Origin of the sequence: Hydrogenophaga sp., assembly GCF_011390835.1 — a bacterium.
GTDB lineage: Bacteria > Pseudomonadota > Gammaproteobacteria > Burkholderiales > Burkholderiaceae_C > Hydrogenophaga.
In genome coordinates, this window is sequence record NZ_JAABRQ010000008.1 from 1 (window position 1) to 26,847 (window position 26,847).

17 protein-coding genes and 2 pseudogenes are annotated in these 26,847 nt (G+C 63.7%); 4 read left to right on the forward strand and 15 right to left on the reverse strand.

All coding sequences use genetic code 11. The annotated features are described in order from the left end of the window. Positions 1-1,146: 1,146 nt before the first annotated feature. Positions 1,147-1,593 (reverse strand): annotated as a pseudogene (gene petA, locus GPT34_RS06500) (ubiquinol-cytochrome c reductase iron-sulfur subunit); the annotation flags it as partial. Positions 1,594-1,670: 77 nt separating this feature from the next. Here petA and GPT34_RS06505 point away from each other — a divergent pair. From GPT34_RS06505 to GPT34_RS06515, 3 genes and pseudogenes are all read left to right on the forward strand, one after another. After that, a pseudogene (locus GPT34_RS06505) lies at positions 1,671-2,143 on the forward strand (hypothetical protein). A 71-nt stretch (positions 2,144-2,214) separates the two neighbouring features. After that, positions 2,215-4,203, forward strand: coding sequence for a bifunctional DedA family/phosphatase PAP2 family protein (locus GPT34_RS06510; RefSeq protein ID WP_291010449.1), 1,989 nt, complete (start codon positions 2,215-2,217; stop codon positions 4,201-4,203). Between the two features lie 859 nt (positions 4,204-5,062). Continuing rightward, positions 5,063-5,296: a hypothetical protein gene (locus tag GPT34_RS06515; protein ID WP_291010450.1), complete on the forward strand. Its 234-nt coding sequence runs from the start codon at positions 5,063-5,065 to the stop codon at positions 5,294-5,296. Here GPT34_RS06515 and GPT34_RS06520 read toward each other — a convergent pair. From GPT34_RS06520 to GPT34_RS06530, 3 genes are all read right to left on the reverse strand, one after another. Further along, positions 5,274-5,669: a hypothetical protein gene (locus GPT34_RS06520; RefSeq protein WP_291010451.1), complete on the reverse strand. Its 396-nt coding sequence runs from the start codon at positions 5,667-5,669 to the stop codon at positions 5,274-5,276. The two genes, GPT34_RS06515 and GPT34_RS06520, sit on opposite strands and share 23 nt — an antisense overlap. 1,465 nt (positions 5,670-7,134) lie before the next feature. After that, complete coding sequence (locus GPT34_RS06525; protein WP_291010452.1) at positions 7,135-8,145, reverse strand: mechanosensitive ion channel family protein; 1,011 nt, start codon at positions 8,143-8,145, stop codon at positions 7,135-7,137. Between the two features lie 350 nt (positions 8,146-8,495). Continuing rightward, entirely contained in the window at positions 8,496-13,256 is a 4,761-nt protein-coding gene (locus GPT34_RS06530) for an NAD-glutamate dehydrogenase (RefSeq protein WP_291010453.1), read from the reverse strand. 297 nt (positions 13,257-13,553) lie between these two features. Here GPT34_RS06530 and GPT34_RS06535 point away from each other — a divergent pair, with 297 nt between their 5' ends. Continuing rightward, positions 13,554-15,341, forward strand: coding sequence for an ABC transporter transmembrane domain-containing protein (locus tag GPT34_RS06535; RefSeq protein ID WP_291010454.1), 1,788 nt, complete (start codon positions 13,554-13,556; stop codon positions 15,339-15,341). Between the two features lie 49 nt (positions 15,342-15,390). Here GPT34_RS06535 and GPT34_RS06540 read toward each other — a convergent pair whose 3' ends face one another. The 11 genes from GPT34_RS06540 to nuoG all read right to left on the reverse strand — a co-directional run bounded on the left by GPT34_RS06540 (position 15,391) and on the right by nuoG (position 26,842). After that, positions 15,391-15,867 (reverse strand): DUF1178 family protein, encoded by a 477-nt coding sequence (locus GPT34_RS06540; protein WP_291010455.1) that lies wholly within the window; start codon positions 15,865-15,867, stop codon positions 15,391-15,393. Between the two features lie 8 nt (positions 15,868-15,875). Next, entirely contained in the window at positions 15,876-16,472 is a 597-nt protein-coding gene (locus GPT34_RS06545; protein WP_291010456.1) for an NUDIX hydrolase, read from the reverse strand. A 90-nt stretch (positions 16,473-16,562) separates the two neighbouring features. Further along, complete coding sequence (locus tag GPT34_RS06550) at positions 16,563-16,865, reverse strand: DUF2818 family protein (protein ID WP_291010457.1); 303 nt, start codon at positions 16,863-16,865, stop codon at positions 16,563-16,565. Between the two features lie 61 nt (positions 16,866-16,926). After that, positions 16,927-18,423 carry an NADH-quinone oxidoreductase subunit NuoN gene (gene nuoN / locus GPT34_RS06555; RefSeq protein WP_291010458.1) on the reverse strand — a complete coding sequence of 499 codons (1,497 nt, stop codon included), beginning with the start codon at positions 18,421-18,423 and terminating at the stop codon, positions 16,927-16,929. Between the two features lie 30 nt (positions 18,424-18,453). Then, a complete protein-coding gene (locus GPT34_RS06560) occupies positions 18,454-19,929 on the reverse strand; it encodes an NADH-quinone oxidoreductase subunit M (RefSeq protein WP_291010459.1) in 1,476 nt (491 codons plus the stop codon). Positions 19,930-19,948: 19 nt separating this feature from the next. After that, complete coding sequence (gene nuoL / locus GPT34_RS06565; RefSeq protein WP_291010460.1) at positions 19,949-21,967, reverse strand: NADH-quinone oxidoreductase subunit L; 2,019 nt, start codon at positions 21,965-21,967, stop codon at positions 19,949-19,951. A gap of 42 nt (positions 21,968-22,009) precedes the next feature. Continuing rightward, positions 22,010-22,321 carry an NADH-quinone oxidoreductase subunit NuoK gene (nuoK, locus tag GPT34_RS06570; RefSeq protein WP_291010461.1) on the reverse strand — a complete coding sequence of 104 codons (312 nt, stop codon included), beginning with the start codon at positions 22,319-22,321 and terminating at the stop codon, positions 22,010-22,012. Continuing rightward, positions 22,318-22,953, reverse strand: a complete 636-nt coding sequence (locus tag GPT34_RS06575; RefSeq protein ID WP_291010462.1) for an NADH-quinone oxidoreductase subunit J — start codon at positions 22,951-22,953, stop codon at positions 22,318-22,320. Before GPT34_RS06575 ends, nuoK begins: the two co-directional genes overlap by 4 nt. A gap of 77 nt (positions 22,954-23,030) precedes the next feature. Further along, on the reverse strand, positions 23,031-23,576 hold the full coding sequence (nuoI, locus tag GPT34_RS06580; RefSeq protein ID WP_291010463.1) for an NADH-quinone oxidoreductase subunit NuoI: 546 nt from the start codon (positions 23,574-23,576) through the stop codon (positions 23,031-23,033). A gap of 39 nt (positions 23,577-23,615) precedes the next feature. Then, entirely contained in the window at positions 23,616-24,698 is a 1,083-nt protein-coding gene (gene nuoH / locus GPT34_RS06585) for an NADH-quinone oxidoreductase subunit NuoH (protein ID WP_291010464.1), read from the reverse strand. Continuing rightward, complete coding sequence (gene nuoG / locus GPT34_RS06590; RefSeq protein ID WP_291010465.1) at positions 24,695-26,842, reverse strand: NADH-quinone oxidoreductase subunit NuoG; 2,148 nt, start codon at positions 26,840-26,842, stop codon at positions 24,695-24,697. Before nuoG ends, nuoH begins: the two co-directional genes overlap by 4 nt. Between the last annotated feature and the right edge of the window lie 5 nt (positions 26,843-26,847).

The window sequence follows — 26,847 nt, forward strand, 5'->3', positions numbered from 1 at the left end:
GCACCTCGCTCAAAACGGGTGCCATGATTTTATTTTTGAACAGGCATGCCGTGAAGCGTTTTCACACAGCCTCGGCCCAAAGCCGTCGCTGCTGAGCGGCCGCTGTGGAGCAGGCTGCACTCCATCGCCCACGCCTCGCAGCGGCCGCCTGCGGCGGGCCACGGGTCAAGCGCCCGAACCGTGCATCGGTTGTCGTCGCGTCCGTCGGATCCGGCAGGGCTGCGGTCGTTCGGATCCTCGCCGTCGGAGAAGCGCTGCGGGATGGCCAGATCGCGGGCGCCGTTCGGAAGACACGTTGAGTTCGCTGACGCACAGACACCATCAGGAAGTACGCGTTTCGCTATTTGGACCAAGTGCAGTACCTGTTCAATCACCGATTGAATCTGCGCAACGTCCTCAAGCTCTTGGCGAGGGCGTCCTCTCAGACTCTGCCTTGCCCTCTTCGAACAGTTCGAGTGGCTGAACCATCTTGCTGAACAGGATGGACGTTGGGCTAAGACCGCCTTCGTTTTCCCGTCGATAGACGGCCCTTAGAAGCAGCACTACCTCAGATCCGGAGAGTCTTTTCGCCGGTATCACGAAAGACGTTTAGTCGACCTACTTCAATTCGATTTCGCCGATCAAGGCTTTCATTTGCCGATCTCCCGGCGCTGCGCCACGATGATCCCGTTGGTTAGATTGCCAACGCGCGGATCCTCGGTCTGCGCTCTCTCGTCGGCGGGACGGCGGTCGAATGACCCGGAATCATCGTCCGAATCAACGAGACTTCGCCCACCGTGTCCCGGCTTCGGACCAGCCAGATCGGCCCGTCATGAATGACGGCACAGCACTGGCCAGTGCGCCCCTGCTCCGCCCTCAACGCAGGCCGAAGTACCCGGCAATAAACAAGACGATGACGACGAGTCCGACGATATAAATGATTCGATTCATGGTTCAACTCCAAGGGTGGGCCAATGAGCGGATTGCCCGCCGGAAAGGCGGCTGACGCAGACAGCTCTGGAATGACTGCCTCGTCGTTTCCATGATCTCTCTGCACACACTTGCGGTCTGTTCGGTGACGCACATGGCGGACTTGCATTCGCAACTCAATGCACGGCCCGGGTCGTGCGTTACAGGCCCGGCTGCCTTCTAACGGGAGATCGACGATCAGGCGGACGTGTCGGTGCCGACCACGATGCGCGAGTCTCTTGTAAAGCGGCAGGGCGGAATTTCGAGATTCGTCGGTGCTGGCTTATTCTTGAACACCCGACCGGCACCATCGAAGGTGGACCCGTGGCACGCGCAGAAGAAGCCACCCGGCCAGTCGGCCGGCAGGCTGGGGTTGGCCGCGCCTGCCGGAGCCTTGTTGGGCGAACAGACCAGGTGCGTGCAGATGCCTACCGCCACGAAGAGTTCGGGCTTGATGGCGCGTGCCGTGTTGCGTGCGTAGTCGGGTTGCTGGTCTCGTTCTGACTGTGGGTCGTCGAGATCGGCATCGTGACCCAGCAACGCCACCTGCATTTCTGGCGTGCGCCGTATCACCCACACCGGCTTGCCGCGCCACCCCACGGTCTTGCTGCCACCAGGGGGAGTGTCAGACAGGCCAACCTGCACCGGGCCCGCCAGCCGCCTTGGCGCGTTCGCTCGGTGCGAAGGAGTACGCCTGGCAGCACCCCCAGGCGCAGGCCTGGGTGAAGCCGCGCCTATTCAACCATCCAACCAGGCAAGCTCATGACAATCGATACCGACACATTGAGCACTCCCGAGACCGCCGAGGTCGAGGCCGCTACCGCACCATCGTCGACCTGAAGCAGCACCTGCACGCCAACGGCAAGCGCGTCATCAAGGTGTTCCTGCACCTGCTGAAAGAGGAGCAGCGCCAGCGCCTGCTGGCGCGCATCGACGAGACCGACAAGAACTGGAGTTCAGCGCGGCCGACATCGCCGAGCGCAAGTTGTGGGACGCGTACATGCATGGCCACAAACGCACCCTGGGCGCGACCATCACCGCCGACTCGCCCTGGTTCATCATGCCGGCCGACGCCAAGGATCACGCGCGGCTGATCTCGCTCGATGCACTGGAGGGTATGGAGATGAGCTACCCGGTGATCAGCGCGGCCTGCAAACGCGAGCTGCAGGCAATTCGCAGGCAGCTGGCGAAGTGAGTGGACGCAGGTTCGCGCGGGTGAGGCATTTCACGTCATGATGACCGGTACGAATTTTCCATATAGCGCCTGTGCAAGCCCTGATCGACTTCCTCACCCAGCACTCCGCTCTGGCGCCTGGCTTGGTATTCGCCGCGGCTTTGCTGGAGTCGGTCGCCGTAGTCGGCACAGTTGTACCAGGCAGTTCGGTGGTCTTCGCAGCCGGCGTCCTGATCGGTCTTCAGGTCATTGATCCATGGTGGGCTGCTGGGGTAGCCGTGATTGGCGCGACGCTAGGTGACGGCTTCAGCTTCTGGCTCGGTCGCCACTACCACGAAAGGCTTCGCACCTGGTGGCCTCTGAGCACCCATCCCGAATGGCTTGCGCGCGGGCAGGCGCACTTTGCAGCGCACGGCGGCAAGAGCGTGTTCCTGGGCCGGTTCCTTGGGCCTGTGCGTGCCATCGTCCCCGTGGTAGCAGGCATGTCCGACATGCCGGTGCTCAGGTTCACGCTGGTGAATGTGCTGTCTGCCATCGCCTGGTCTGCAGCACACCTGGCACCGGGTGCGCTCTTTGGTGCTTCGCTGCAGTTGGCCGGTGCCGTGAGTTCCCGCCTGCTCATCCTCCTGGCAGGGATGGTCGGGGTCATCTGGCTGTGCAGCGTGTTGTTGCGCATTACCCATCGACACGCATGGCCGTTCGTCAGCCGTCAGCGCGATCAGCTGGTGGCCTGGGCGCGTGCCAGAACCGGCGTACTGCCGCGGGTCGTCCAGTCGCTGCTCGACCCCGAGTGGCCGGAGTCGATCGGGCTACTTACAGCAGCTGTGATGTTGCTCGGCGGAGCCTGGATGTTCCTTGGCATCCTCGAAGACGTGGTGTCGGGTGATCCACTGGTGCGGTTCGACCAACTCGTGTTCAAGACCCTGCAGGCGTTGCGCACGGTCCCGGTCGACGACCTGATGATTGTCGCCACCGAACTGGGAAGTGCCCTGGTTGCAATCGCCGTCATCGCCGCAGTATCGGTGGTGCTGGCGTCTAAGCGCTGCTGGCGCACACTGGCCTACTGGTTGACAGCCGTCGGTTTCGCACAGGCGCTGGTCTGGATGCTGAAGATGGCGTTGGAACGTGCGCGGCCAATCGCCATGTACGACGGCGCCGACCAGTTCTCATTCCCGAGCGGGCACGCCGCGTCAAGCATCGTGCTCTACGGTTTCCTGGCTTTTCTGCTGGCGCAAGGGAGGAGGCCCAAGCTCAGACTCGCTATCACGCTGCTGGCGGCAGGGCTGGTCGGGCTTATCGCATTCTCGCGTCTGTATCTCGGTGCGCACTGGTTGTCGGACGTGCTCGCCAGTCTGAGTCTGGGCACGGCCTGGGTAGCACTGCTCAGCATCGCTTACCTGCAGCATGTGCGCACAGAACGCCTGCCGGCACGCGCCTTGTCGTTCAGCGCCTTGGGGGCGCTGATCGTGGCGGGGGCCGCAGTGGTTCTGACACATCATGCGGCCGACACCGCCCAGTACGCGCCCCGCCAACCCTCTCCCCCAGATCTTCTGGCCGATTGGCAAGTTGAGGGATGGCAGCGTCTGCCTGCTCGTCGAACCGAGGTGGACGGTGACCATGAGGAGCCGCTGTCAGTGCAGTGGGCAGGTACAGCGAATGGGATCACGCAAGAACTCGAAGCAGGCGGGTGGCGCATACCACCGCCTTGGACGCTGCGCACGACGCTGTCTTGGCTGTTGCCGTCCGCCACCTTCGGGCAACTCCCGGTGCTGGTGAAGCTTCACCAGGGCGAGAGGCCGACCATCAGTTTCGAGCGGGAACTGGACCCGTCGCATCGCCTGGTGATTCGCCTTTGGCCAACGTCCTACCAGGTCGGTTCGGCAAACGATCTACCGGAGGCGCTGTGGATCGGGATGGTGACCCTTGAACGCTTGGAGCGTCTGGCCGGAATGGCAACGATGGCGATGACCACTCAGGATTTCGGCATGCCGACGACACAGCTTGTGCAATCACTGCAGGCCCAAGGCCTGCACCTCGACATCAAGCGCCGGGACAAGGTGGCTGTGTTGCTGCTGCGCTGAGAGGCGACCGGTGGCGCCCGAGATGCTCGCGTTTGGGGTCGGCGCCGCTGCAGGCAGCCGACGGGGACCCTTGGTGATGGCTATGTTCAGGTGCCCACTTCCAGCTGTCAAAAAGGACAAGTGCCGTCCGTAGCAGGTGCGGGTCGCAGACCCGAGCGCCTGAACCGGGCAGCCACGAGAGCCCGCTGTTGGCTGGTATCCGCCCCTTACGGCGGTCTTGTGAAGCCCTCTGCTGGAGTTCTTTGCCTCCCCGCCGACGGCCCACACCAACGCGAAGCAAGCTTTCGAAGGTCAGTTGCGCGAGCTCGAATGATCGTCCCAAGAACTTGGCAATAGTTCCAAAGAATGACCGGGGAGGAGCGCGCAACCAGCGTATGACTGGGGACACCTCAGAACTTGAGGAATCGCCCGTCTCCAGCGACTCGGTATTGGGTACTGTGCGCGCCTGCTCGTCGAGCGTCCGGCAGCCATTGATGGCATCGATCAAGAATCTGCGGGGAGCACTCCGGTGGTGGTACCAGGCACCCAGATCCCGGTTGTCCAGGTGGTGCACAAGGCACAGGGATGAGACTTTGCATTCGGGTCAAGCAGATTGAGCGAGAGCAGCCCATCAACGACAACCCACAGGGGGTCAAACGGCCGCCACGAACAAGGCCGCGCTTGTGTGGTGCACCGCACAGTCTGGCGCGCATGACCCGCCTACATTCATCTCAAACTGACCACCAACTTTTACAGGTGCCGCAATTTTTCCGTGGCTAACTATTTTCACACCCACCCTTCGCCCGCCGCACTTTCAAGCCACACGGCCAAGGCGCATGGGGGGCCCTCCGGCCTGTGGTCAGTCGGACGATCGCGGTGGTTGCTCGGCACGCTCTCGGTGACGCTGGTGATCAGCATGCTGCTGGCTTACTACAACGTGGTACGTCGTGCTGCGGACCAGAGCGCTTTGCGCAAGCAAGCAGTGGCCGCACGGTCTCAGGCCACCTGGCACTGCACGCTACAGCCAAGCGTCCTGGCACGTCAAGACTGCCTGCGGGCCATTCCCAAGCTGCTGGCCGATGGTGACATTCCTACTGTGCTGGTGTCACAGTGATGCTTTTGCGCAAGAGCCCACCTGCCTGGATTCCGCTGGTGACATCACCCTGACCAATGATGCGTGCTTCGCAGGCCACGCGATCATCCCCCTGATGCACAACGCAGCGTCGTAACGCATTGCGTTGGTATTGCGGCGCGTTGGTGTGGAGAGTGCCGCGTTTCGCTTCGGCCAGGGCGCTACCCGCCTCCCGGCGGCAGGTGGCAGCGCTCTGGTTGGACTGGCCGCTGTTGCAAATGGCCATGTCCTGCCGGTAGCGCGCCTGCGCCTGGGTCTGCTCGTTTGGCGATTCAGCCAGCGCGTTAGCGGCAAAAACCAATGTCATCAACGCCGACAGGGTGAGATAACGAAAGATTGAAGATGCGGTTGTCATACGGTGCTTTCCTGAGTGGGAAGAGGCTCAGACGAACGTGCTCTGCGGCGGTTGCCCGCCCTGTCACCCACGTTGGATGTCGACTGGTTCTGTAGCGTTGAGATGTGGCCAAATGGCCACATCCACGTTCATCGGAATCGTGTCAACCTGGACGCGCCAATGTGTGCCCTGCCTGAGCAGCACCCAGATTCACCCGCTAGTGCCAACAGGTGGCAACACCTGTTCAGCACCCCTGCTGCCGCTACTGCGCCGGGACGATGACGACTGCGCCACCGGTTGTGACACCCGTGGCACCTGTATAGCCCGTTGCCCCGGTATCGCCCGTGGCACCTGTCGCGCCCGCGCCACCCGTTGCCCCTGTGTACCCCGTGGCGCCGGTCGCGCCTGTTGCGCCCGCAGGACCAGCAGGCGCCGAAATGCATCCGGCCAATGCCAGTGCTGCAGCACCTGCCAACAGCAGTTTTGAAGTTTTCATGATGGTTCCTTTGGGTTGATTTACACGCCGCCTTTTTCGTCTGACTGCGGTCACCGGCAAGGAGATGACCGTACCTGCAGCTGATGAGAAGTGACGACAGGGCAGATTACGTCGTGCGGCCAAACGTGTCGGTACGCTGCGCCACGCACCCTAAGCTCGCAGGCATCAACCGCCAGCAACTCTCAAACAGCCAGTCCTAGGTGGATATAGTGCCGTGGCGCCTTGGTGTAGAAGCGAACAGGCGGCGCGCGCGCAACGCATCACTATGCGTGGACATCCTCCCCATCGCACCAAGGACACCATGACACAAGCGATCAAGCCAGCGCGGCTGGAGACGTTGAAGGCGCTTTTGAAGGGCATTTGACGACGATTCAGTGACCGCTAACCGGCCATCAGTTTCGCAAGTCGAAAGACCAGGAATGGTCGAGATGTTGAGTTCGCCGACTCGAAGACCGGCCGTTCAGTCAGCGCCTGATCGTATGGCTGCTATCGGCGGGTGGCCGCGAACCGGCGATCCCGGCCAGCAACGGCCTCTCACCAGGGGTGAGCTTCCCGGCAACCGATCCGGGCACATTCGGGCCGCAGGAATTCATGCATCGCATGGCGGGACTGATGGCATCGAAGCGCCAAGCGCGGCGGCCAACCTGAAGCGGCTACGGCAGTGCCCTGAAAGTGATTTCCGCGAAGGAAGCTCGCCTCGGGCTGCCTGAGCGGCTGCAGGCCTCTCGATCTTGGCGCACCAAGTCAGCTGGCGTAGCGAGCCGCAGGCCGCTGTGCGGCAGTTCAAGACTGGCAGAAGCCGTTCGGACTTGGCGCACGGATGTCGGCGGTTGCCGAGACCGTTCAACTCGGGTTCGCTGGGCCGCGGACCGCTAATCGACGATCGCCAGCCGTCGAACGGATCGCGGCCAACGTCAACGTGCGCTCGTGTGCCGACGGTGGTCGGCGGCCTGCAAGGCGCAGGCGCGGCGGCACGCACGGAGACGCTCACTACTCCTTCGGCGCGCTCGGGTCCAGCAGGTCGGGCGCGGTGCGCGACTTCGGTTCGGCATCGATTTGCGGTGACAGGTCGTCGATGACGCGGGTGTCGACCGGGCTCTTGGTCGACGGCGCACGCGGAGGTCGCGGCGGTGCCGGCGGCGCAGCCACCAGCTCGGCGCGGTCGCTCAACTGCACCCGATAGATCGGCTCCGGCATGTCCATGTCGGCCACTTCGAGCGCGAGCTTGACGGTGCGGATGGCCTCGCTGCGGACCATCAGGAAATCGTGCAAGCGCTGGTCGACCCAGCCGAGAAACCGCACCTGCACGTTCGAGTCACCCAACGCGGCGATGTAGGCGCGCGGTGGCGGCGTCTGCATCACACCTGGCAGGCGTAACAGTTCCGCCGTGCCGATGTGCTGTGCCGTCACGAGGTCTTCGCCGACCCCGATGCCCACGTCGAACTCGAAACGCCGGCTCGGATTGCGCGTGTAGTTGAGCGTGACGCTGCGGAACACCAGCGCGTTGGGCAACCGCAGGTGGTTGCCGTCGAGCGTCATCAGGATCGTGGCGCGCGAAGTCATCGAGACCACGACGCCCTCGTTGCCGTCGATCACGACGTGATCGCGCGGCGAGAAGGGTTGGCGCAGGCTCATGAGGATGCCAGCTAGGTAGTTCTCCAGCGTGTCCTTGAACGCGAAGCCGATCGCTACGCCCAGCACGCCGGCAGTGCCGAGCAGCGCGCCGACGAGCGCGGTGGCGTTCAAGATCTCCAGCGCCACGAGCACGCCCAGTAGCGTCACACCCCACCGCACGGTGGTACGCGCCAAGTCGCGCATGAAGGGGTTGCGCTGCGACACGCGGTCCAGCAACGTGCGCCGCGAAAACCAGCCACCGAGCAGCCAGCAGACCCACACCGCCACCAGTGACAGCGCCAGCAGAGGCAACGCCGCGATCAGTCCGTAGGCCTCGCTCAGCAGGCGCTGAACGACGAGGTCGAAGTCGAATGCGGGCATGGCCATGGTGAACTAGTTTAGACGCTGAGTGCCGCGGCCAATGGCCCATGACCTCCATCAACCAGCGTCCGCTGCGGCTGCCAGCGGCTCGATCGGCCGACCCTTCGCCTGCAACTGCGCGAATTCGGTGTCCAGAGCAGCAGTCATTGGATGGGCTGTCTACAGTGCTCGCCGAGCGCCGACCGTACACGCCGCATCGCTGCCGACTAACTCATGGCGAACGTCCGCTGACTGGCGTCGAGGTTCCGCGCTAACAGCAGGCTGTCGTGCTGATCCTGCGAACGGCGGCTTCAGGGCAAACAATCCGGGCTGCCGTCCGACTGGAATGGGTGGCGGATTCAACCGGTCAATGATGCTCAGGCCAGGTTGCGCAATTCGCGCAGCGCCACCGACACCGGCGCAAGGTCGGGCGTCTGGGTGCTGATGGTCTGGCGCAGATGGCGCAGGCGCTCGATCGCTGCCGCGTGGCGCTCGGTCCAGCTGGCCAGGTCGATGCCTTTGGACAGCAGCGAACGCGTGATCTGGCTGGCAATGGCGTACACATCGTCGCGCGCGCTGCTGCGCGCCTGGGTCTGCCACAGGGTGTCTGTGGGCAGGCGGACGATCTCGGTGCGCCAGTGCCTCAGGCCCAGCTCGGCGTCCACTTCGAAGTAAACACGCGCCGCCTGTTCGAGGCTGGAGTTGGTCTCTTGCGCCAGGTCCACCAGGTCCAGCGCCGGGAAAAGATGGTCGAGCGCGGCCAGGCTCTGCGCCAGATCGGGCTCGACGCCGGCGTCCATCAGGGTCTGCACGGCCGCCTGCCAGTGCTCGAGGGTCTTGGGCGATAGCCAGGCCCCGAGTTGGGCGCGCATGTCTCGCGTCCCGGGCTGGTAGCGCGCGATCAGCGTTGGCAGCTCGCTGCCGTCGGCACACACGCGCAGGATCCAGCGCGAGGCCCGCTGGGCGATGGTGGTCAGCTGGCTCAGCAGATCGAGCTGCAACGCGCTGCTGACGCGGTGGTCGAGCGCGTCAATGCGGTCCCACAGCGGCTCCAGGTCGAAGATTTCGCGTGCCAGGGTATAGGCCCGCACCACATGGGACGCGGTGGTGCTGGCCTCGGCCGCCACGTAGTTGACGAAGGTGGCGCCAGTTCGGTTGAGCACCGAGTTGGTGACGGAGGTGGCGATGATTTCGCGCCGCAGCGGGTGGGTCGCCACCGCATCCCCGAACTTCTCATTCAGCACCCGCGGGAAATAGGCCTGAAGCTTGCTGTTGAAGTAGGGATCGTCGGGCAGGCTGCTGGCCATGAGCTCGTCGAATAGCCACATCTTGGCGTAGGCCAGAACCACCGCGCCCTCGGGCGCGGTCAGGCCCTGCTTGTGGGCACGGCGGCGCACGATTTCATCGTCGGTAGGCAAGAACTCGATCGTGCGGTTGAGCCTGCCGGCGGCCTCCAGCGCCTGCATCAGGCGCTGCTGACCGTCCAGCAGGTACAGCGGGCGGTTGCGTGCCACGTCGATGGACTGCGTCTGGTAGTAGTTGTCGCTCAGCACCAGCTGCGCCACCTCGTCGGTCATTGAGGCCAGCAGGTCGTTGCGCTGCTTGAGCGTGAGGTCGCCAGCCTCGACCACGCGGTCGAGCAGGATCTTGATGTTGACCTCGTGGTCGGAGCAGTCGACCCCGGCCGAGTTGTCGATGGCATCGGTGTACACGCGCCCACCTTTGGCCGCGAACTCGATGCGACCGTTTTGCGTCGCGCCGAGGTTGCCGCCCTCGGCCAGCACCTTGCAGCGCAGCTCCGAACCGTTGACCCTGAATGCATCGCTGGCCTTGTCACCGACCTGGGCATGGGTTTCAAACGTGGCTTTCACGTAAGTGCCGATACCGCCGTTGTACAGCAGGTCCACCGGCGCGAGCAGCACCACGCGCAGCAGCTCGGCGGGCGTCAGTTCCTCGGCCTCGGTGCCGAGCGCGGCGCGCGCCTGTTCGGAGAGCTTGATCGACTTGGCGCTGCGCGGGTAGATGCCACCACCGACCGAGATCAGGCTTTTGTCGTAGTCGGCCCAGCTGGATCGCGGCAGCTGAAACAGCCGCTTGCGCTCGGCGTACGAGATTGCCACGTCGGGCGTCGGGTCGATGAAAATGTGGCGGTGGTCGAACGCCGCCACCAGCGCGATGTGTTCAGACAGCAGCATGCCGTTGCCAAACACGTCACCCGACATGTCACCGACACCGGCCACGGTGAAGCGGGTGGTCTGGGAATTGACGTCCATCGACAGGAAGTGGCGCTTGACCGACTCCCAGGCGCCGCGCGCGGTGATACCCATCTTTTTGTGGTCGTAGCCCACCGAGCCGCCCGAGGCAAAAGCGTCGCCAAGCCAGAAGCCGTAGTCGGCCGACAGGCTGTTGGCGATGTCGGAGAACGTGGCCGTGCCCTTGTCGGCGGCGACCACCAGGTAGGGGTCGTCCTCATCATGGCGCACCACCTGCCTGGGCGGCACCACCTGGCCTTTGACCAGGTTGTCGGTCACATCCAGCATGCCCGAGAGAAAGGTGCGATAGCAGGCCACGCCTTCTGCCAGAAAGGCCTCGCGGTCGCTGGCCGGTGGCGGGTTTTTCACCACGAAGCCACCCTTGGAGCCTACCGGCACGATCACCGTGTTCTTCACCTGCTGCGCTTTCACCAGGCCCAGGATCTCGGTGCGGAAGTCCTCGCGCCGGTCTGACCAGCGCAGGCCGCCGCGCGCCACCTTGCCGCCGCGCATGTGAACGCCTTCGACGCGCGGTGAATAGACCCAGATCTCGAAAAGCGGCTTGGGCTCGGGCACACCGGGCAGCTTGCGGGGATCGAACTTGAAACTGATGTAGGGCTTGAAACCGCCATCCGCCTTGGTCTGCCACGCATTGGTGCGCAAGGTGGCGACCAGGCTGGCGTAGAACTGGCGCAGGATGCGGTCGTCGTCCAGGCTCTCCACGTCGCCGAGCAGCTCCTCGATGCGAGCCCGACGCCGCGCTCGCTCCTGGTCACGATCCCCTTCGAAAGAGGGATCGAAGCGGGCTGCGAACAGCGCACAGATTTCCTGGGCGATGGGCGCGTTGTTGTTCAGCGCGGCTTCGATGTAGCTCTGGCTGAACGGAAGACCGAGCTGCTTGAAATAACGCGTGTAGGCGCGCAACACGGTGATCTCGCGCGCGCCCAGGGTGGTGCTCAGCAACAGCTTGTTGAGATCGTCGCTCTCCACCTCGCCCTTCCAGGCCTGGGCAAACAACGCCTCGAAGCGGACGCGGATGGCCGAAAAATCGGTGTCGGGGGCCATCTGCAGACCGATGTCGTGCAACCACAGCTCGGGCGCGTCGGCGCCCCGGCCGATGCGGTAGGGGTGCTCATCCAGCACCCGCGCGCCCATGCGCTCGAGCACCGGCAGCGAGTCCGACAGCGCCACCTTGGCGTTGTTGTAAATCTTGAAACGCAGCATGCCGTCGCCTGCATTGAGCGGCCGGTAGAGCTTCACCGCCAGCGGCTGCTCGGGGGTGAGCTGGGCCAGCACCTGGGCGTCCTCCGCGCCCACGGCAGCCGAAAAGTCCTCCCGATAGGCGGCCGAAAAAGCGGATGCAAACCGGTGCGCCATGGCCAGGCCCTGGCCCTCGCCCAGCGCGTGCAGCAGCTCCTGGGTGCAGTCGTCTTCCCAGCGCTGTGCGAGTCGGGCGACGCGCGCCTCCAGCGCACGCAGGTCCACGTTCTCAGGCGCTAGCTCGTTGGCGCGCACCAGGTAGTGGATGCGGGCCAGCGGGCTGTCGGTCAGCATGGGCGTGAATTCGAGTGCCTGACCGTCGAGCGCGTCCATCAACTCCTGGCCGACCTTCATGCGCAGCTCGGTGTTGTAGCGGTCGCGCGGCACAAACACCTGGGCCGAAGTGAAGCGGCCGAAGGGGTCGCGCCGCAGCAGCACGCGGGTGCGCTGGCGCTCCTGCAGCCGCAGGATGGCCAAGGCGTGTTCGCTCAGGGTGGACTGATCGATCTGGAACAACTCGTCGCGCGGGTAGGCCTCCAGAATCGCCTGCAGCGATTTGGCGGTGTGGCTCTCGGGCATCACGCCCGCGTCATGCAACACCTGTTGCGCGCGGACACGAACCTGCGGGATTTCATGCACCGGCGCCTGATAGGCGGTAGAGGTGTACAGCCCCAGGAACCGGGCTTCGCCCACCACCTGCCCTGCGTCGTCGAAACGCTTGACGGCGATGTAGTCGAGCCAGGCCGGGCGATGCACGGTGGCGCGCGTCATGGCCTTGGTGACCAGCACCAGTTGATCGGAATCGAGCAGGCTGACCGCACCTTCGGGCAGGCGGCTGACCGGCGTCTGCACCTCGCCGCGCAAGATGCCCAGACCCGAGTCGGGTACGGCGGCTAGGGTCACGGTGCTGCCTTCGCGCGCGAGCTCGTAGTTGCGGGCGCCGAGGAAGGTGAAGTGCTTGTCTTCCAGCCATTGCAGGAACTCAATGCCCTCCTGCTGGTTGACCGACGAGAGTGAGGAGCGCGCTGACTCCTGGGCCAGCTCGCGCACACGCTCCAGCATCGGGCGCCAGTCTTTCACCGCGCAGCGCACATCTTTGAGCACGCTCGCCAGGTCGGTGGCGAGTGCGGCCATGTCGGCCTCGCTGACGATGCGGTCGCACTCCACAAAAATCATCGACACCACTTCGGCGCCGGGCTTGCGCCCCGCGGACGCGGGCGCCGCTTCGCTGACGCGGCCCTTGTCATCGCGCTGCACCGCCATCAGCGGGTGAACAATCCAGTGAGCGGTGCGACCGCTGCGGTTGACCGCCATGGTGACCGAATCGACGAGAAACGGCATGTCGGGATGTACGATCTGGATCGTCGTGTGGTCACTGACGAAGCCATCTTCGGCCAGGGTCGGGTTGAACACCCGGACCTTTTCGAACTTGGGCGGGCGCACCGATTCCAGCAGGCGCCAGTGCGCGTTGGCAATCGCAAACAGCGTGGCCGCACCCCGGTCTTCGATCTCGCCCGGGTCGGTGTTGGCGAAATAGGCTGGCACGAACTCGATCAGTCGCGCGGCATCGCTGCCACCTTGGTCCTGCGTGTGCTTGATGAGCTCGTTGAGCGCGTGGGCGGGCATGTCTTGTCTCCTGTAATGGGCGGCTGGTGCAGGCGAGGGATGGTGTATCGCGCCGCCTGGCCACCCGGCTGGGCCTTGCTTTCATCTTAGACCTGTCCGCCTGGGGGCTCCGGGCGGGTGTTCCAGGCCGGGGCTGCCGCTTGCGTTGCAGAACTTCCGAATTATGAGAGTGCAACTTCATTCCCATCCGGAATCACCGATGCCAATCGGGCCATGCCCGATACCGGCGCTGCATATCGACCTGCGCGCGGCCACCTGGCGCAGCGGGACCGGCAAAAAAACCGGCACACTTGGCACATGAGTTCTGCGATCAACACCGAGCGGCCCAAAGGCCAGTCACCCACCTCCCTGAGTGGCCTGCTGCCCTTCATGCGGCCCTACAAGCTCCAGATCGGACTGGCGATCCTGTTCCTGGTGCTGGCTGCGGCGGCCACCTTGCTGTTTCCGGTCGCCTTGCGCCACCTGATCGATGGCGGCTTGATCGCGGGGGACACCAGCGCCCAGGCCATGGGGCTGCGCGGGCATTTCATCGAGCTGTTCGGTGTGGCGGTGGCCTTGGGTGTGTTTTCGGCCGGCCGCTTCTATGTGGTGAGCTGGCTGGGCGAGCGCATCACAGCCGACCTGCGCAACGCCGTCTACAGCCATGTGCTGCGGCAAAGCCCCCAGTTCTTCGAGACCACGCAGACCGGCGAAGTCCTGAGCCGGCTGACGACCGACACCACCCTGGTGCAGACCGTGGTCGGCTCATCCCTGTCTATGGGGCTGCGCAACGCCGTCATGGGCCTGGGTGCACTCATCATGCTGGTCTGGAGCCATCCCTATGTGATGGTGCAGGTGCTGCTTGTGGTGGGGCTGGTGGTGCTGCCGGCGATGTGGTTTGGCCGGCGCGTGCGCAAGCTCTCTCGCGCCAGTCAGGACCGCGTGGCCGATTCCAGCGCGATCGCCGCCGAGGTGCTCAACGCCATTCCCATCGTGCAGAGCTACACCGCGGAAGACCGGGAATCCCAGCGTTTCGATCAGTCCACCGAACACGCCTTCAGCACAGCGGTCAAGCGCAGCCGCGCGCGCGCAGTGCTCGTAGCTTTCATCATCATTGCCAACTCGGCACTGATCCTCTGGGGCCTGTACCAGGGCACCCAGGCGGTGATCGCCGGGCAGATCACCGCCGGCCAGCTCGGGCAGGCGGTGCTGTACGTGATCATTTTTGCTGGTGCGGTCGCGGTGCTGGGCGAGGTCTACGGCGACCTGCTGCGCGCAGCAGGCGCCAGTGAGCGGCTGATGGAGCTGCTGGCCAGCCAGTCGCCCGTGCAGTCGCCCGAGCAACCGGTGCAGGTGCCGCTGCCCGAGGGCGGCAGCGCGGTGGTGTTCCACAAGCTGGGGTTCAACTACCCTTCTAGGCCACAACAGGCGGCGCTCACCGACTTCAGCCTGTTTGTGCAACCGGGTCAGACCGTGGCGCTAGTGGGCGCCAGCGGCGCCGGCAAAAGCACGGTGTTTGGCCTGCTGCTGCGTTACTACGACCCGGCCCTCGGCCACATCGAGGTGGATGGCGTACCCATCCAGCAGATGAGCTTGCACGACCTGCGCGAGCGTATCGGCATCGTGCCGCAAGACCCGGTGATTTTCTCCAGCAGCGCGCTGGAGAACATCCGCTACGGGTGCCCCGAGGCCACCGATGCCGAGGTCAAGGCTGCGGCCGAAGCCGCCTTCGCCGACGAGTTCATTGCCCAGCTGCCCGAGCAATACGACACCTTTCTGGGCGAGCGCGGCGTGCGCCTCTCGGGTGGCCAGCGCCAGCGCATCGCTATCGCGCGCGCCATGCTGAAAAACCCGCCGCTGCTGCTCCTCGACGAAGCCACCAGCGCGCTGGATGCACAAAGCGAGCGCATGGTGCAAGCTGCGCTGGAGTCAGCCATGAAGGACCGGACGACCCTGGTGATCGCGCACCGACTCGCGACTGTGCAGCGCGCCGATCACATCGTGGTGCTGGAGCATGGGCGCCTTGTAGAGCAAGGCACGCATGCCGAACTGGTGGCGCGCGGCGGCGTCTACGCCGGGCTCGCGGCGCTGCAGTTCACCGCGTAGGCATGTGGCCCCGACGCTCCTAAGCTGCGTGGGTCGCTCCGCGACTGCGCTATTGCAGGGTTTCTTTGAGGGCCGGCAACGTTGGCAGCGGCATCACTTCGATGCCCTCCTCGATCAGCTCCAGCGCCACTTCGGCACTGGTGCGTCCGCGAATGGCGCGTTGGTCGATTTCCCCGTGGTGCATGGCGCGCGCCTGATCGGCAAAGCGTTCACCCACGTCTTCTGTGTTGGCCATGACGGCGCGCATCGCCTGCAGCAGGCTGGCTTGCAGAGACGAGCCCGGCGCGGGCATACCGAGTTCGACACTGCCGCTGCCAGCTGCCGAAGCGCGATCCGACGGCGCTTCGGCATCACGACCGCCGCGCAGGTTCAGCCGGGGCGCCGACAACAGCTTGCGGATACTGCCGTCGCCGCACAAGGGGCAGGACACCAGCCCACGCGCAAGTTGACCGGTGTAATCGTCTTCGGACGCAAACCAGCCTTCGAACGTGTGCTCGTGGCTGCATTGCAGGTTCAGTACTTTCATGGAAACAATTATCCGGCAGCGTCGGCTTGCGCTGCGTCGCGCCAGTCGAGATCCCACTCGCCGCGCAACACATTCTGCAGCCACAGCGCGCCGACCAGCGTCTTGCAATCGATAACCTCGCCCGTTCGACACCAGACTTGGAGCTGCTGGGGTGTGGCGGTGATGACGTCGAGAAACTCGCCGGCGTCCAGGCGCCGCTCGCCCAGACTGAGACCCTTCGCAAACCAGATGTCGATTAGCTCGTCGGAGTAAGCGATGGTGGGCGCCAGTCGACCCGCCCAGGCCCATTCACGTGCTTGGTAGCCGGTCTCTTCCAGCAGCTCACGCTGGGCGCAGACCAGGGTGGGCTCGCCACTGTCGAGCTTGCCAGCCGGGAACTCGATCATGACGCGCTGCATGGGATGGCGGTACTGGCGCTCCAGCACCACCTGGCCGTCATCCAGCAGAGCAATCACCATGACCGCACCGGGGTGCAGCACAAACTCGCGCGTGGCCTCGGCCCCGTCGGGCAGGCGCACGGTGTCGCGCACCACATGCAGGAAGTGGCCCTTGAGCAACTCGGTGCGGCCAAGCGGTTCTTCGCGCAGGTGAGGATCGCTGTCCATCGAAAAGCTGGGGTGAGGCAAAGAGATCAAAGGGCTGGCAGCGCCGTGTTCAAATGCCCTGCGGCCAAAGCCACATGCGCTCAGCAGGCCTCAGCCCCGCCGCTTGAAGAGGTAGCGGTAGACGAAGCCAGGGAAAGCCAGTGTCAAGAAAAGCGCACCGGTCACCGCGTAGAACTCCCAGCCCTGGGGCGCGATCTGCCCTGCCGATTGCTCCAGCGTCAAGCCAAACCCAATCAGGATGGCGTAGCAGATCAGCAACTCAAGCACTCGGATCCACAGGGTCTTGGGCAAACGACGCGGCAGCAACGCCAGCCAACGCTCATTGAGAAACGGCAGGTTGGCCAGGATGAAGGCGACCAGCAAGACCAGCCAGACAGAAGTGGTGTGATTCATGGTGTGTTTGCGACTCGGCGGGCCGCCGGAGGTTCAACGGCGCGGTCGGATAGGTGGCCGATCAGGCCATCAGCTTGGCCACGGCCTGCGCGCAGAGCGTCATCAGGCCACCTGGCACGATGCCCAGCACCAACACCAGAGCGCCGTTGACCGACAGCACGGAGCGCGCATCGAAACCGGCCTGGATACTGGCGGTCTGCGTCGGCGGATCGAAGTACATCACCTTGACAAGGCGCAGGTAGTAGAAGGCGCCGATCAGCGACATGATCACTGCAAACACCGCCAGGCCGATGTAGAACGATTCGCTGGACGCCAGCAGCGCCTGCAGCACCGACAGCTTGGCGTAAAAGCCCACCAGCGGCGGCACGCCGGCCAGCGAGAACATGCAGATCGCCATGACCCCGGCGTACAGCGGGCTGCGCTGGTTCAGGCCTGCCAGATCGGCGATGTTTTCGGATTCGAAGCCATCGCGAGAGAGCAGCAGGATCACGCCGAAGGTCCCGAGCGTGGTGAGCACATAAGTCACCACATAGAACATGGACGACCCATACGCGTTGGCCGCGTTGCCGCTGTCGCCCTGCACCACCCCGGCCAGCAGTCCCAGCAGCATGAAACCCATCTGCGAAATGGTGGAAAACGCCAGCATGCGCTTGAGGTTGGACTGGGCAATGGCCGCGAGGTTGCCGATCAACAGCGACATCACCGCCAGCACGGTCAACATCTGTTGCCAGTCAATCGCCAGTGGCATCAGGCCTTCCACCAGCAGGCGGATCACAATCGCAAAAGCGGCCAGCTTGGGTGCGCCACCGATCATCAGCGTGATCGCCGTGGGCGCGCCGTGGTACACGTCGGGCACCCACATGTGGAATGGAACAACGCCCAGCTTGAAGGCCAGACCGGCGACCACAAACACCAGGCCGAGAGTGAGCACCTGAGGCGAGCCCATCAGCGTGGCCTCGCCACCAGCTATGGCCTTCATCACCGAAGCCAGGTCCAGCGAGCCGGTGGCGCCGTAGACCATGGACAGGCCATAGAGCAGGAAGCCGCTGGCCAGCGCGCCCAGCACGAAATACTTCATCGCGGCTTCGGTCGCCAGCAGGTCGTCGCGGCGCAGGGCCACGAGCGCGTAGCTGGAGAGCGTGAGCAGTTCCAGGCCGAGGTAGATCACCAGGAAGTTGTGGCCTGAGATCATGACGAACATGCCCAGCAGCGCAAACAGCGACAACGTGAACATTTCGCCACCGCGCAGCATGTCGCGGTGGCTGGCGTACTCGCGGCCATAGACCAGTGTGACCATCATCGCCAGCGCGGCAAAACACTTGAGCCAGTTGCCCATGGGGTCGCTGACCACCATGCCGCCAAAGCCCATCACCGTTTCGCCACCGCTGGCGTATAGGCCTTGCAGCAGGGCCACTGCGGCCAGCGTGAGCAGGGTCAGCACGTAAGTGGCGCCGCGCATCGGCGACTTCACGAAAAGGTCGATCATGGCAATGGCACAGGCCATCACCAGCAGCAAAAGTTCGGGATAAGCCGTGTACCAGCTGAGCGAGTCAATCATGGGAGCGTTCTCTTCTTGTAGCGGGCGTGCTCAGTTCAGCTTGGAAATGGCAACGTGGCGCAGCAGCTCGGCGACCGACGCATCCATCACGTCGGTGAAGGGCTTGGGGTGGATGCCCATGTATAGCACCATGATGGCGAGCAGCGACATCACCAGGAACTCGCGCGCGTTGAGGTCCAGCAGCGCCTTCACGTTGGCATTGCCCGGCGCGCCGAGGTAGACACGCTTGAACATCCACAGCGAGTAGGCAGCGCCAAAAATCAAGGCCGACGCAGCGGCAGCGCCGATCCAGAAATTGGCCTTCACCGCTGCGAGGATCACCATCCACTCGCCGACGAAGCCGGCGGTGCCTGGCAAGCCGCAATTGGCCATGACGAACAGCAGCGCGAAGGCGGTGAAGTTGGGCATGGTGTTGACCACACCACCGTAGTCGGCGATCTCACGTGAGTGGACCCGGTCGTACAGCACACCGATGGAGAGGAACATGGCTGCCGACACGAAGCCGTGGGCAATCATCTGCACAATGGCACCGGAGACGCCGAGGTCGCTGAAGACAAAGAAGCCCAGGGTCACGAAGCCCATGTGGGCCACCGAGGAGTAGGCCACCAGCTTCTTCATGTCCTGCTGCACCATGGCCACCAGGCCCACGTAGATCACAGCAACCAGCGACAGCGTGATCATCAGCCAGGCCCATTCCTGCGAGGCATCGGGCAGGATGGGAAGCGAGAAGCGCAGGAAGCCATAGGCCCCGAGCTTGAGCATGATGGCCGCGAGCACAGCCGAGCCGCCAGTGGGCGCCTCCACGTGCACATCGGGCAGCCAGGTGTGCACTGGCCACATGGGAACCTTCACGGCGAAAGCGGCAAAGAAGGCAAAGAACAGCAAGGTCTGTGCGGTACCGCCAAGAGGAAGCTTGTGCCAGGTCGCCAGATCGAAGCTGCCACCCGCCTGGGTGTAGAGGTAGATCAGGGCCACCAGCATGAGCAGCGAGCCCAGCAGCGTGTAGAGGAAAAACTTGAACGCCGCGTAGATCTTGTTGGGACCACCCCAGATGCCGATGATCAGGTACATCGGAATCAGCGTGGCCTCGAAAAACACGTAGAACAGCATCGCGTCGAGCGCGCTGAAGACGCCGATCATCAGTCCAGACAGGATCAGGAACGCGCCCATGTACTGGTTCACCCGCGTGGTGATGGACTCCCAGCTGGCGATCACCACGATGACCGTGATGAAGGCGGTGAGCAGCACCAGCCACAAGGAAATGCCATCCACACCCAGGTGGTAGTGGATGTTGAAGCGTGCAATCCAGGCGCTCTTCTCCACGAACTGCATCGCGGCGCTGCCGACCTCAAATCCGGTGTACAGCGGCACCGTAACCGCCAGGCCCACCAGGGCGCCGATGAGCGCGATCCAGCGCACCATCTGCGCCTGATCGTCCCGGCCAAAGGCGAGCAGCACGACGCCAAAGAAGATTGGCGTCCAGATCGCCAGACTCAGCAAACCCATCTTGTTCTTCCTCTTGTTCTTATCGGGCGAGCCAGACGAAGTACGTCATGAACGACAGCACACCCACAATCATCACCAGCGCGTAGTGGTACAGGTAGCCGGTCTGAAACTGGCGCACCACCGATGACACCTTGCTCACCAGCTTCCAGCTGGCATTGACCAGGCCGCCCTCGATCACGCCCCGGTCGCCTCCCTTCCAAAGCCCCATGCCCACCAGGCGGGCGCCACGCGCCAGCACGTTTTCGTTGAACCAGTCCAGGTAGTACTTGTTCTCCAGCACCGTGATCACGGGCTTGAGCGCCCGACCGATGGCCGCGGGCACTGCCGGGTTGATCAGGTACATGTACCAGGCGGACACCGCGCCCGCCAGCGCGAGCCAGAAGGGTGCGGTGGAAAAGGCGTGCAGCGCCATGGCCAGCGGGCCGTGGAACTCTTCAGCAAACCTCGAAAGCGCCGGATGCAGCTCGGCGTTGATGGTGATCGCGTCTTTCAGGAATTCGCCAAACAGCATGGGCTGGATGGTGAGAAAGCCGATCACCACCGAAGGAATCGCCAGCAGCAGCAGCGGCACGGTGACGACCCAGGGTGTCTCGTGCGGCTTGTCATGGCCATGGTCGCCATGACCGTGGTGGGCATCCGGGTTCTGGTGGTAACGCTCCTGGCCGTGGAACACCAGGAAGTACAGGCGGAAGGAGTAGAACGACGTCACAAACACGCCAGCCAGGACCGCGAAGTAGGCGAAGCCCGCGGCCGGCAGATGGCTAAAGTGCACCGACTCGATGATGCTGTCCTTGGAATAGAAGCCAGCAAACAGCGGCGTGCCGATCAAGGCCAGTGTGCCCACCAAAGAAGTGATCCAGGTGATCGGCATGTATTTACGCAGGCCGCCCATCCAGCGGATGTCCTGGTTGTGGTGCAAGCCCATGATCACCGAACCCGCAGCCAGGAAGAGCAGCGCCTTGAAGAAAGCGTGCGTCATCAGGTGGAACACCGCCACCGAGTAGGCCGAAGCGCCGAGCGCCACCGTCATGTAGCCAAGCTGCGAGAGCGTGGAATACGCCACCACGCGCTTGATGTCGTTCTGGATAATGCCCAAAAAGCCCATGAACAGCGCGGTGATGCCGCCGATGACCATGACGAAGTTGAGCGCCGTGTCCGATAGCTCGAACAGCGGCGACATGCGCGACACCATGAAGATGCCGGCCGTCACCATGGTGGCGGCGTGGATCAGCGCGGAAATCGGCGTCGGGCCCTCCATGGAGTCGGGCAGCCACACATGCAAGGGAAACTGCGCGCTCTTGCCCATGGCGCCGATGAACAGGCAAATGCAAATCACGGTGATCAGCATCCATTCGGCGCCGCCAAAGGGGTTGGCGAAGCCGATGGCACCGAGCTCGCCGGCCTTGGCGAATATCTCGCTGTAATTCAACGTGCCGGTGTGGGCAACGATGAGGCCAATGCCCAAGATGAAGCCGAAGTCGCCCACCCGGTTGACCAGGAACGCCTTCATGTTGGCAAAAATCGCGGTGGGTTTGTTGTACCAGAAGCCGATCAGCAGGTAAGACACCAGGCCCACTGCTTCCCAGCCGAAGAACAGCTGCAGCAGGTTGTTGCTCATGACCAGCATGAGCATGGAGAAGGTGAACAGCGAGATATAGGCAAAGAAGCGGTTGTAGCCCTCGTCTTCGTCCATGTAGCCGATGGTGTAGATGTGCACCATCAGCGAGACGAAGGTCACCACGCACATCATCATGGCGGTCAGGCCGTCGATCAGGAAGCCGATCTCCATCTTCAGACCACCGACCACCATCCACTCGTAAATGGTGGCGTTGAAACGCGCCCCATCGATCACATCGACCAGCACACCCGCCGACAGCAGGAACGCCACCAGCACACCCAGGATGGTGAAGGTGTGCGAAGCGCGGCGGCCGATGACATTGCCACCGAACGTGGTGCCAAGGATGCCGGCGAGCAGCGATCCCACCAGGGGGGCGAGCGGAATGGCCAGCAGGGTGCTTGCAGAAAGGGTGGTGCTCATGAGGTCTTGCCGGAGGTCACGCAGGGAAATGTCACGCGAGCCTCAGCCTTTGAGGGTGTTGAGTTCTTCGACGCTGATGGACGCGCGGTTGCGGAACAGCAGCACCAGGATCGCCAGGCCGATTGCCGACTCGGCGGCCGCCACGGTGAGGATGAAGAACACGAAAACCTGGCCGTGCATGTCGCCCAGGAAGTAAGAGAAGGCCACAAAGTTCATGTTCACCGCCAGCAGCATCAGTTCGATGGCCATCAGCAACACGATCAGGTTCTTGCGGTTCAGAAAGATACCGATCACTGACAGCGCAAACAGGATCGCGCTCACCGACAGGAAATGGCCCAGTGTCAACGTGCTCATACCTTGCCCTCCTCTGGCGCAGCGGCCGCCGGCGCAGGTTTTTGCGTGGCGTTCATGGGCACCACTACCAGGCGATCGCTGGCGCGAACACTCACCTGCGCCCCCGGGTTGATGGCCTTGCTGTCCTTGCGCTGACGCAGGGTGAGCGCGATCGCGGCCACCATGGCCACCAGCAGGATCACCGCGGCCACCTCGATCGGGTACAGGTACTCGGTGTACAGCAGCAGGCCCAGCGCCTTGGTGTTGGACACTTCACCGGCCACGCTCGCCGCTGGCGCGGTGATGTTGGGGAAGCCGACCCACAGCACCGCAATGATCTCCAGCGCCACCAGGCCGCCCAGCACCGCCGCCAGCGGGAAATGCTGCCAGAACGACCAGCGGTCGCCTTCGAGCTTGATGTCCAGCATCATCACCACAAACAGGAACAGCACCATGACCGCTCCGAGGTAGACCAGCACCAGGGTCAGGCCCAGGAACTCGGCCCTGAGCAGCAGCCACAGCGCAGATGCCTGCGAAAACGACAGCATCAGGAAGAGCACCGCGTGTACCGGGTTGCGCGCAGTGATGACGCGGTAGGCGGCAAACAGCAGCACAAAAGCGAACAGGTAGAAGAAGCCGGTCTGGTAATCCATGGACGGGTGGGTGATGGGCGTGAGGTGTGGGAAGCTGGGATCACGCTGAGCAGCGAAGGCTCACCGCGTGTCCAGTTTCAACGGTAAGGGGCGTCAGCCGCGCGCGCGGCAGCAATCTCGGTTTCGTAGCGGTCACCCACAGCCAGCAGCATGTCTTTGGTGAAGTAGAGGTCGCCGCGCTTTTCTCCGTGGTACTCGAGGATGTGGGTTTCAACAATCGCATCCACCGGGCAGGCCTCTTCACAGAAGCCGCAGAAGATGCATTTGGTCAGATCGATGTCGTAGCGCGTGGTGCGGCGCGTGCCGTCGTCGCGCACATCGGATTCGATGGTGATGGCCATGGCCGGGCAGACCGCTTCGCAAAGCTTGCAGGCAATGCAGCGCTCCTCACCGTTTTCATAGCGGCGCTGGGCGTGCAGACCTCGAAAGCGCGGTGACAGGGGCGTTTTTTCTTCCGGAAACTGCACCGTGATCTTGCGGCGCAGCGCGTAACGACCGGTCAAGGCCATGCCCTTGATCAACTCGACCAGGAGAAAGCTCTTGAAGAAGTCTCGCAACGAAAACGGCGCAACAACGGCAGGCGCGGAGACGCGAGCAGCGATAGGTGCGGTGGTGGTGGTCATGAGCGTTGTCCTGAGAGGTCTGGCGGCGAGATGGCTGGCTTACTTCCAGATATTCCACGAGGTCTGCATCAGGCCGCCCACAAAAAGTAGCCAGATCAGGGTCACGGGAATGAAGATCTTCCAGCCCAGACGCATGATCTGGTCGTAGCGAAAGCGCGGGAACGTGGCTCGCAGCCAGATGAAGATTGAGACCACCAGGAAGGTCTTGAGGCCGAGCCAGATCCAGCCTGGAATCCAGTTGAACACGGCGCTGTCCACCGGCGGCAGCCAGCCGCCCAGGAACATCAGCACTGCGAGAATGGAGACCAGCCACATGCTGGCGTATTCGGCCAGGAAGAAAATAGCGAAACCCATACCCGAGTACTCGACCATATGGCCAGCAACGATCTCGGCCTCGCCCTCGACCACGTCGAACGGGTGGCGGTTGGTCTCGGCCACGCCGGAGATCAGGAACACCACAAAAATCGGCAGTAGCGGCAGCCAGTTCCAGGAGAGGAAATTCAGGCCCATCTCAGCGCCCATGCCACGCGCCTGCGACGCCACGATCTCGCCCAGGTGCAGGCTGCCGGCGGTCATCACGACGATGAGGAAGCAGAAGCCGATGGCGATTTCGTAGCTCACCATTTGGGCCGACGCGCGCAAGGCACCGAGGAAGGCGTACTTGGAGTTCGACGCCCAGCCGGCAATGATCACGCCGTAGACCTCGATCGAGGTGATGGCCAGGATCAGCAGCAGACCAGCGTTGACATTGGCAAGAATCGCATCGGGGCCGAACGGCACCGCCACCCAGGCGGCCAGGGCCGGCATGATCGCCATCATGGGACCCAGGCGGAACAGGCCACTGCTGGCCGCGCTCGGACTGATGATTTCCTTGGTCAGCAGCTTGATCGCATCGGCGATCGGTTGTAGCAGGCCAAACGGTCCGACCCGGTTCGGGCCCAGACGCACCTGCATGAAGCCTAGCAGCTTGCGCTCCCACAGCGTGAGGTAGGCCACCGCACCCATCAACGGTGCGAGCACCGCCACGATCTTGATCAGGCTCCAGATCACTGGCCAGGCGGCCGTCGTCCACCAAGGTGCCGCGATCAGCCCCAGGCCACCGTTGTACATCGCGTCGATCATGCGCTGCCTCCCTCAACCTCGGCGCGAGCCTTGCGCGCGTCGTGCGTCAGCTGCAGCGACGGCGCGCGACGCACCAGGCCATCCAGCTGGTAGATGCTGGCCACGCAAGGAGCCTGCGCAGCGGGCGATTGATCAGCAGCTGCGGGACCCAGACCCAGCGCGCCGTTGGACAGACGCGCGACGTCCACCGTCTGGCCGCTGCTCACCCCCGGCAACGCGGCCGCGAGCACCGCCGCCGACGAGTCGGCATCAAAGCTAGGCAAGGCCAGCAGGTTGCCGAGCACGCGCAACACCTTCCACGCGGGCCGTGTTTCGCCCAAGGGACGCACCACGGCGTGAAAACTCTGCAGCCGGCCTTCGGCGTTGACGAACGAGCCCGAGGTTTCACTGAACGGGGCAATGGGCAGCAGCACATCGCTGATGTCCAGGTTGGTCTTGAACGGGCTGAGCGTGACGACCATGCCGGCCTGTGCCAGCGCAGCACCGTCCACAGCTGAATCGGCACCCGGCTCCAGATTGAGCAACAGCGCGGCCTTCACACCGCCCGCCAGCATCTGCGCCGCATGCTGGCCGCCAGGTCCAGGAATGGCTTTCATCAGCTGCGCACCGACGGTGTTGGCCGCCTCGGTGAGGTAGCCGACTTGAGCACCGGTGTGCTCGCCAATCCATTGAGCCAGCGCCAGCAAGCTGCTGGCCTTTTCATGGTGGGCGGCGGCAGTGCCGAGCAGAATGGCCTTGCGCTCACCGCTCAGCAGGGATTTGGCCACCGCGTGCGCCGCGTCGCTGACGGGTGCGGCCAAGGGCGGCTGCACACCAGCCGCCTGGGCCACCGCAACCGCGATACCTGCCAGCGCAGCCACCCAGGCGGAGGCATCGGCCTGCACGGTATTGGCCACCGGCATCGCCCAGTCCGGCGTCTGCTCGGTCACCACATTCAGCTGTGCACCGTGGCGCACCGCCTGGCGAATGCGCTGCGCGAACAACGGATGGTCCTTGCGCAGGTTGGAGCCCACCACCAGCACACGCTGCAACCAGGTCAGCTCGGCGATCGGCAGGCCCAGCCAGCGAGCAACACCCGGCGCGGCTGCGCAGTTGAAGTCGGCATGGCGCAGCCGGCTGTCGATGTTTTCGCTGCCCAGGCCGCGCACCAGCGCACCGGCCAGAGCCAGCTCTTCCACTGTGTTGTGCGGGCTGGCGAGCAGGCCGATGGCCTGGGCGCCGTGCTCAGCCTTGACCTGCTTGAGGCCATTGGCGACGTATTCCAGTGCTGTCTGCCAGTCCACCGTCTGCCACTGACCGCCCTGCTTGATCATGGGCGCGGTGAGGCGATCGGCGCTGTCCAGCGCTTCATAGGAGAAGCGGTCGCGGTCGGCAATCCAGCATTCGTTGACTGCCTCGTTCTCCAGCGGCACCACGCGCATCACCTTGTGGTTTTTGACCTGGACGATGAGGTTGGCGCCGGTGGAATCGTGCGGGCTCACCGACTTGCGGCGCGACAGCTCCCAGGTGCGGGCCTGATAACGAAACGGCTTGCTGGTCAGTGCGCCCACCGGGCAGATGTCGATCATGTTGCCCGACAGCTCGGAGTCGATCGACTGGCCGACAAACGTCTCGATCTCGGCGTGTTCGCCACGGTTCGACATGCCCAGCTCCATCACGCCACCGATCTCCTGACCGAAGCGCACACAGCGGGTGCAGTGGATGCAGCGGCTCATCTCTTCCATCGAGATGAGCGGACCGGCGTCCTTGTGGAACACGACGCGCTTTTCTTCCTCGTAGCGCGAGCCCGAACTACCGTAACCCACAGCCAGGTCTTGCAGCTGGCACTCGCCGCCCTGATCACAGATCGGGCAGTCCAGCGGGTGGTTGATGAGCAGGAATTCCATCACCGACTTCTGCGCCTTGATGGCCTTGTCGGACTTGGTGCGCACGATCATCCCTTGCGTCACCGGCGTGGCGCAGGCGGGCATGGGCTTGGGCGCCTTCTCCACATCCACCAAGCACATGCGGCAGTTGGCCGCAATGGACAGTTTCTTGTGGTAGCAGAAATGCGGGATGTAGGTGCCAGCCTTGTCGGCCGCATGCATCACCATGCTGCCTGGCGGCACTTCCACTTTTTGACCGTCGAGTTCGATTTCAATCATTTGGG

Bases quoted from the DNA above. Each gene is read 5' to 3' on its own strand.
- GPT34_RS06520 (WP_291010451.1), bottom strand. From the start codon at position 5,669: ATGACAACCGCATCTTCAATCTTTCGTTATCTCACCCTGTCGGCGTTG.
- GPT34_RS06525 (WP_291010452.1), bottom strand. From the start codon at position 8,145: ATGGCCATGCCCGCATTCGACTTCGACCTCGTCGTTCAGCGCCTGCTG.
- GPT34_RS06530 (WP_291010453.1), bottom strand. From the start codon at position 13,256: ATGCCCGCCCACGCGCTCAACGAGCTCATCAAGCACACGCAGGACCAA.
- GPT34_RS06535 (WP_291010454.1), top strand. From the start codon at position 13,554: ATGAGTTCTGCGATCAACACCGAGCGGCCCAAAGGCCAGTCACCCACC.
- GPT34_RS06540 (WP_291010455.1), bottom strand. From the start codon at position 15,867: ATGAAAGTACTGAACCTGCAATGCAGCCACGAGCACACGTTCGAAGGC.
- GPT34_RS06545 (WP_291010456.1), bottom strand. From the start codon at position 16,472: ATGGACAGCGATCCTCACCTGCGCGAAGAACCGCTTGGCCGCACCGAG.
- GPT34_RS06550 (WP_291010457.1), bottom strand. From the start codon at position 16,865: ATGAATCACACCACTTCTGTCTGGCTGGTCTTGCTGGTCGCCTTCATC.
- nuoN (WP_291010458.1), bottom strand. From the start codon at position 18,423: ATGATTGACTCGCTCAGCTGGTACACGGCTTATCCCGAACTTTTGCTG.
- GPT34_RS06560 (WP_291010459.1), bottom strand. From the start codon at position 19,929: ATGGGTTTGCTGAGTCTGGCGATCTGGACGCCAATCTTCTTTGGCGTC.
- nuoL (WP_291010460.1), bottom strand. From the start codon at position 21,967: ATGAGCACCACCCTTTCTGCAAGCACCCTGCTGGCCATTCCGCTCGCC.
- nuoK (WP_291010461.1), bottom strand. From the start codon at position 22,321: ATGAGCACGTTGACACTGGGCCATTTCCTGTCGGTGAGCGCGATCCTG.
- GPT34_RS06575 (WP_291010462.1), bottom strand. From the start codon at position 22,953: ATGGATTACCAGACCGGCTTCTTCTACCTGTTCGCTTTTGTGCTGCTG.
- nuoI (WP_291010463.1), bottom strand. From the start codon at position 23,576: ATGACCACCACCACCGCACCTATCGCTGCTCGCGTCTCCGCGCCTGCC.
- nuoH (WP_291010464.1), bottom strand. From the start codon at position 24,698: ATGATCGACGCGATGTACAACGGTGGCCTGGGGCTGATCGCGGCACCT.
- nuoG (WP_291010465.1), bottom strand. From the start codon at position 26,842: ATGATTGAAATCGAACTCGACGGTCAAAAAGTGGAAGTGCCGCCAGGC.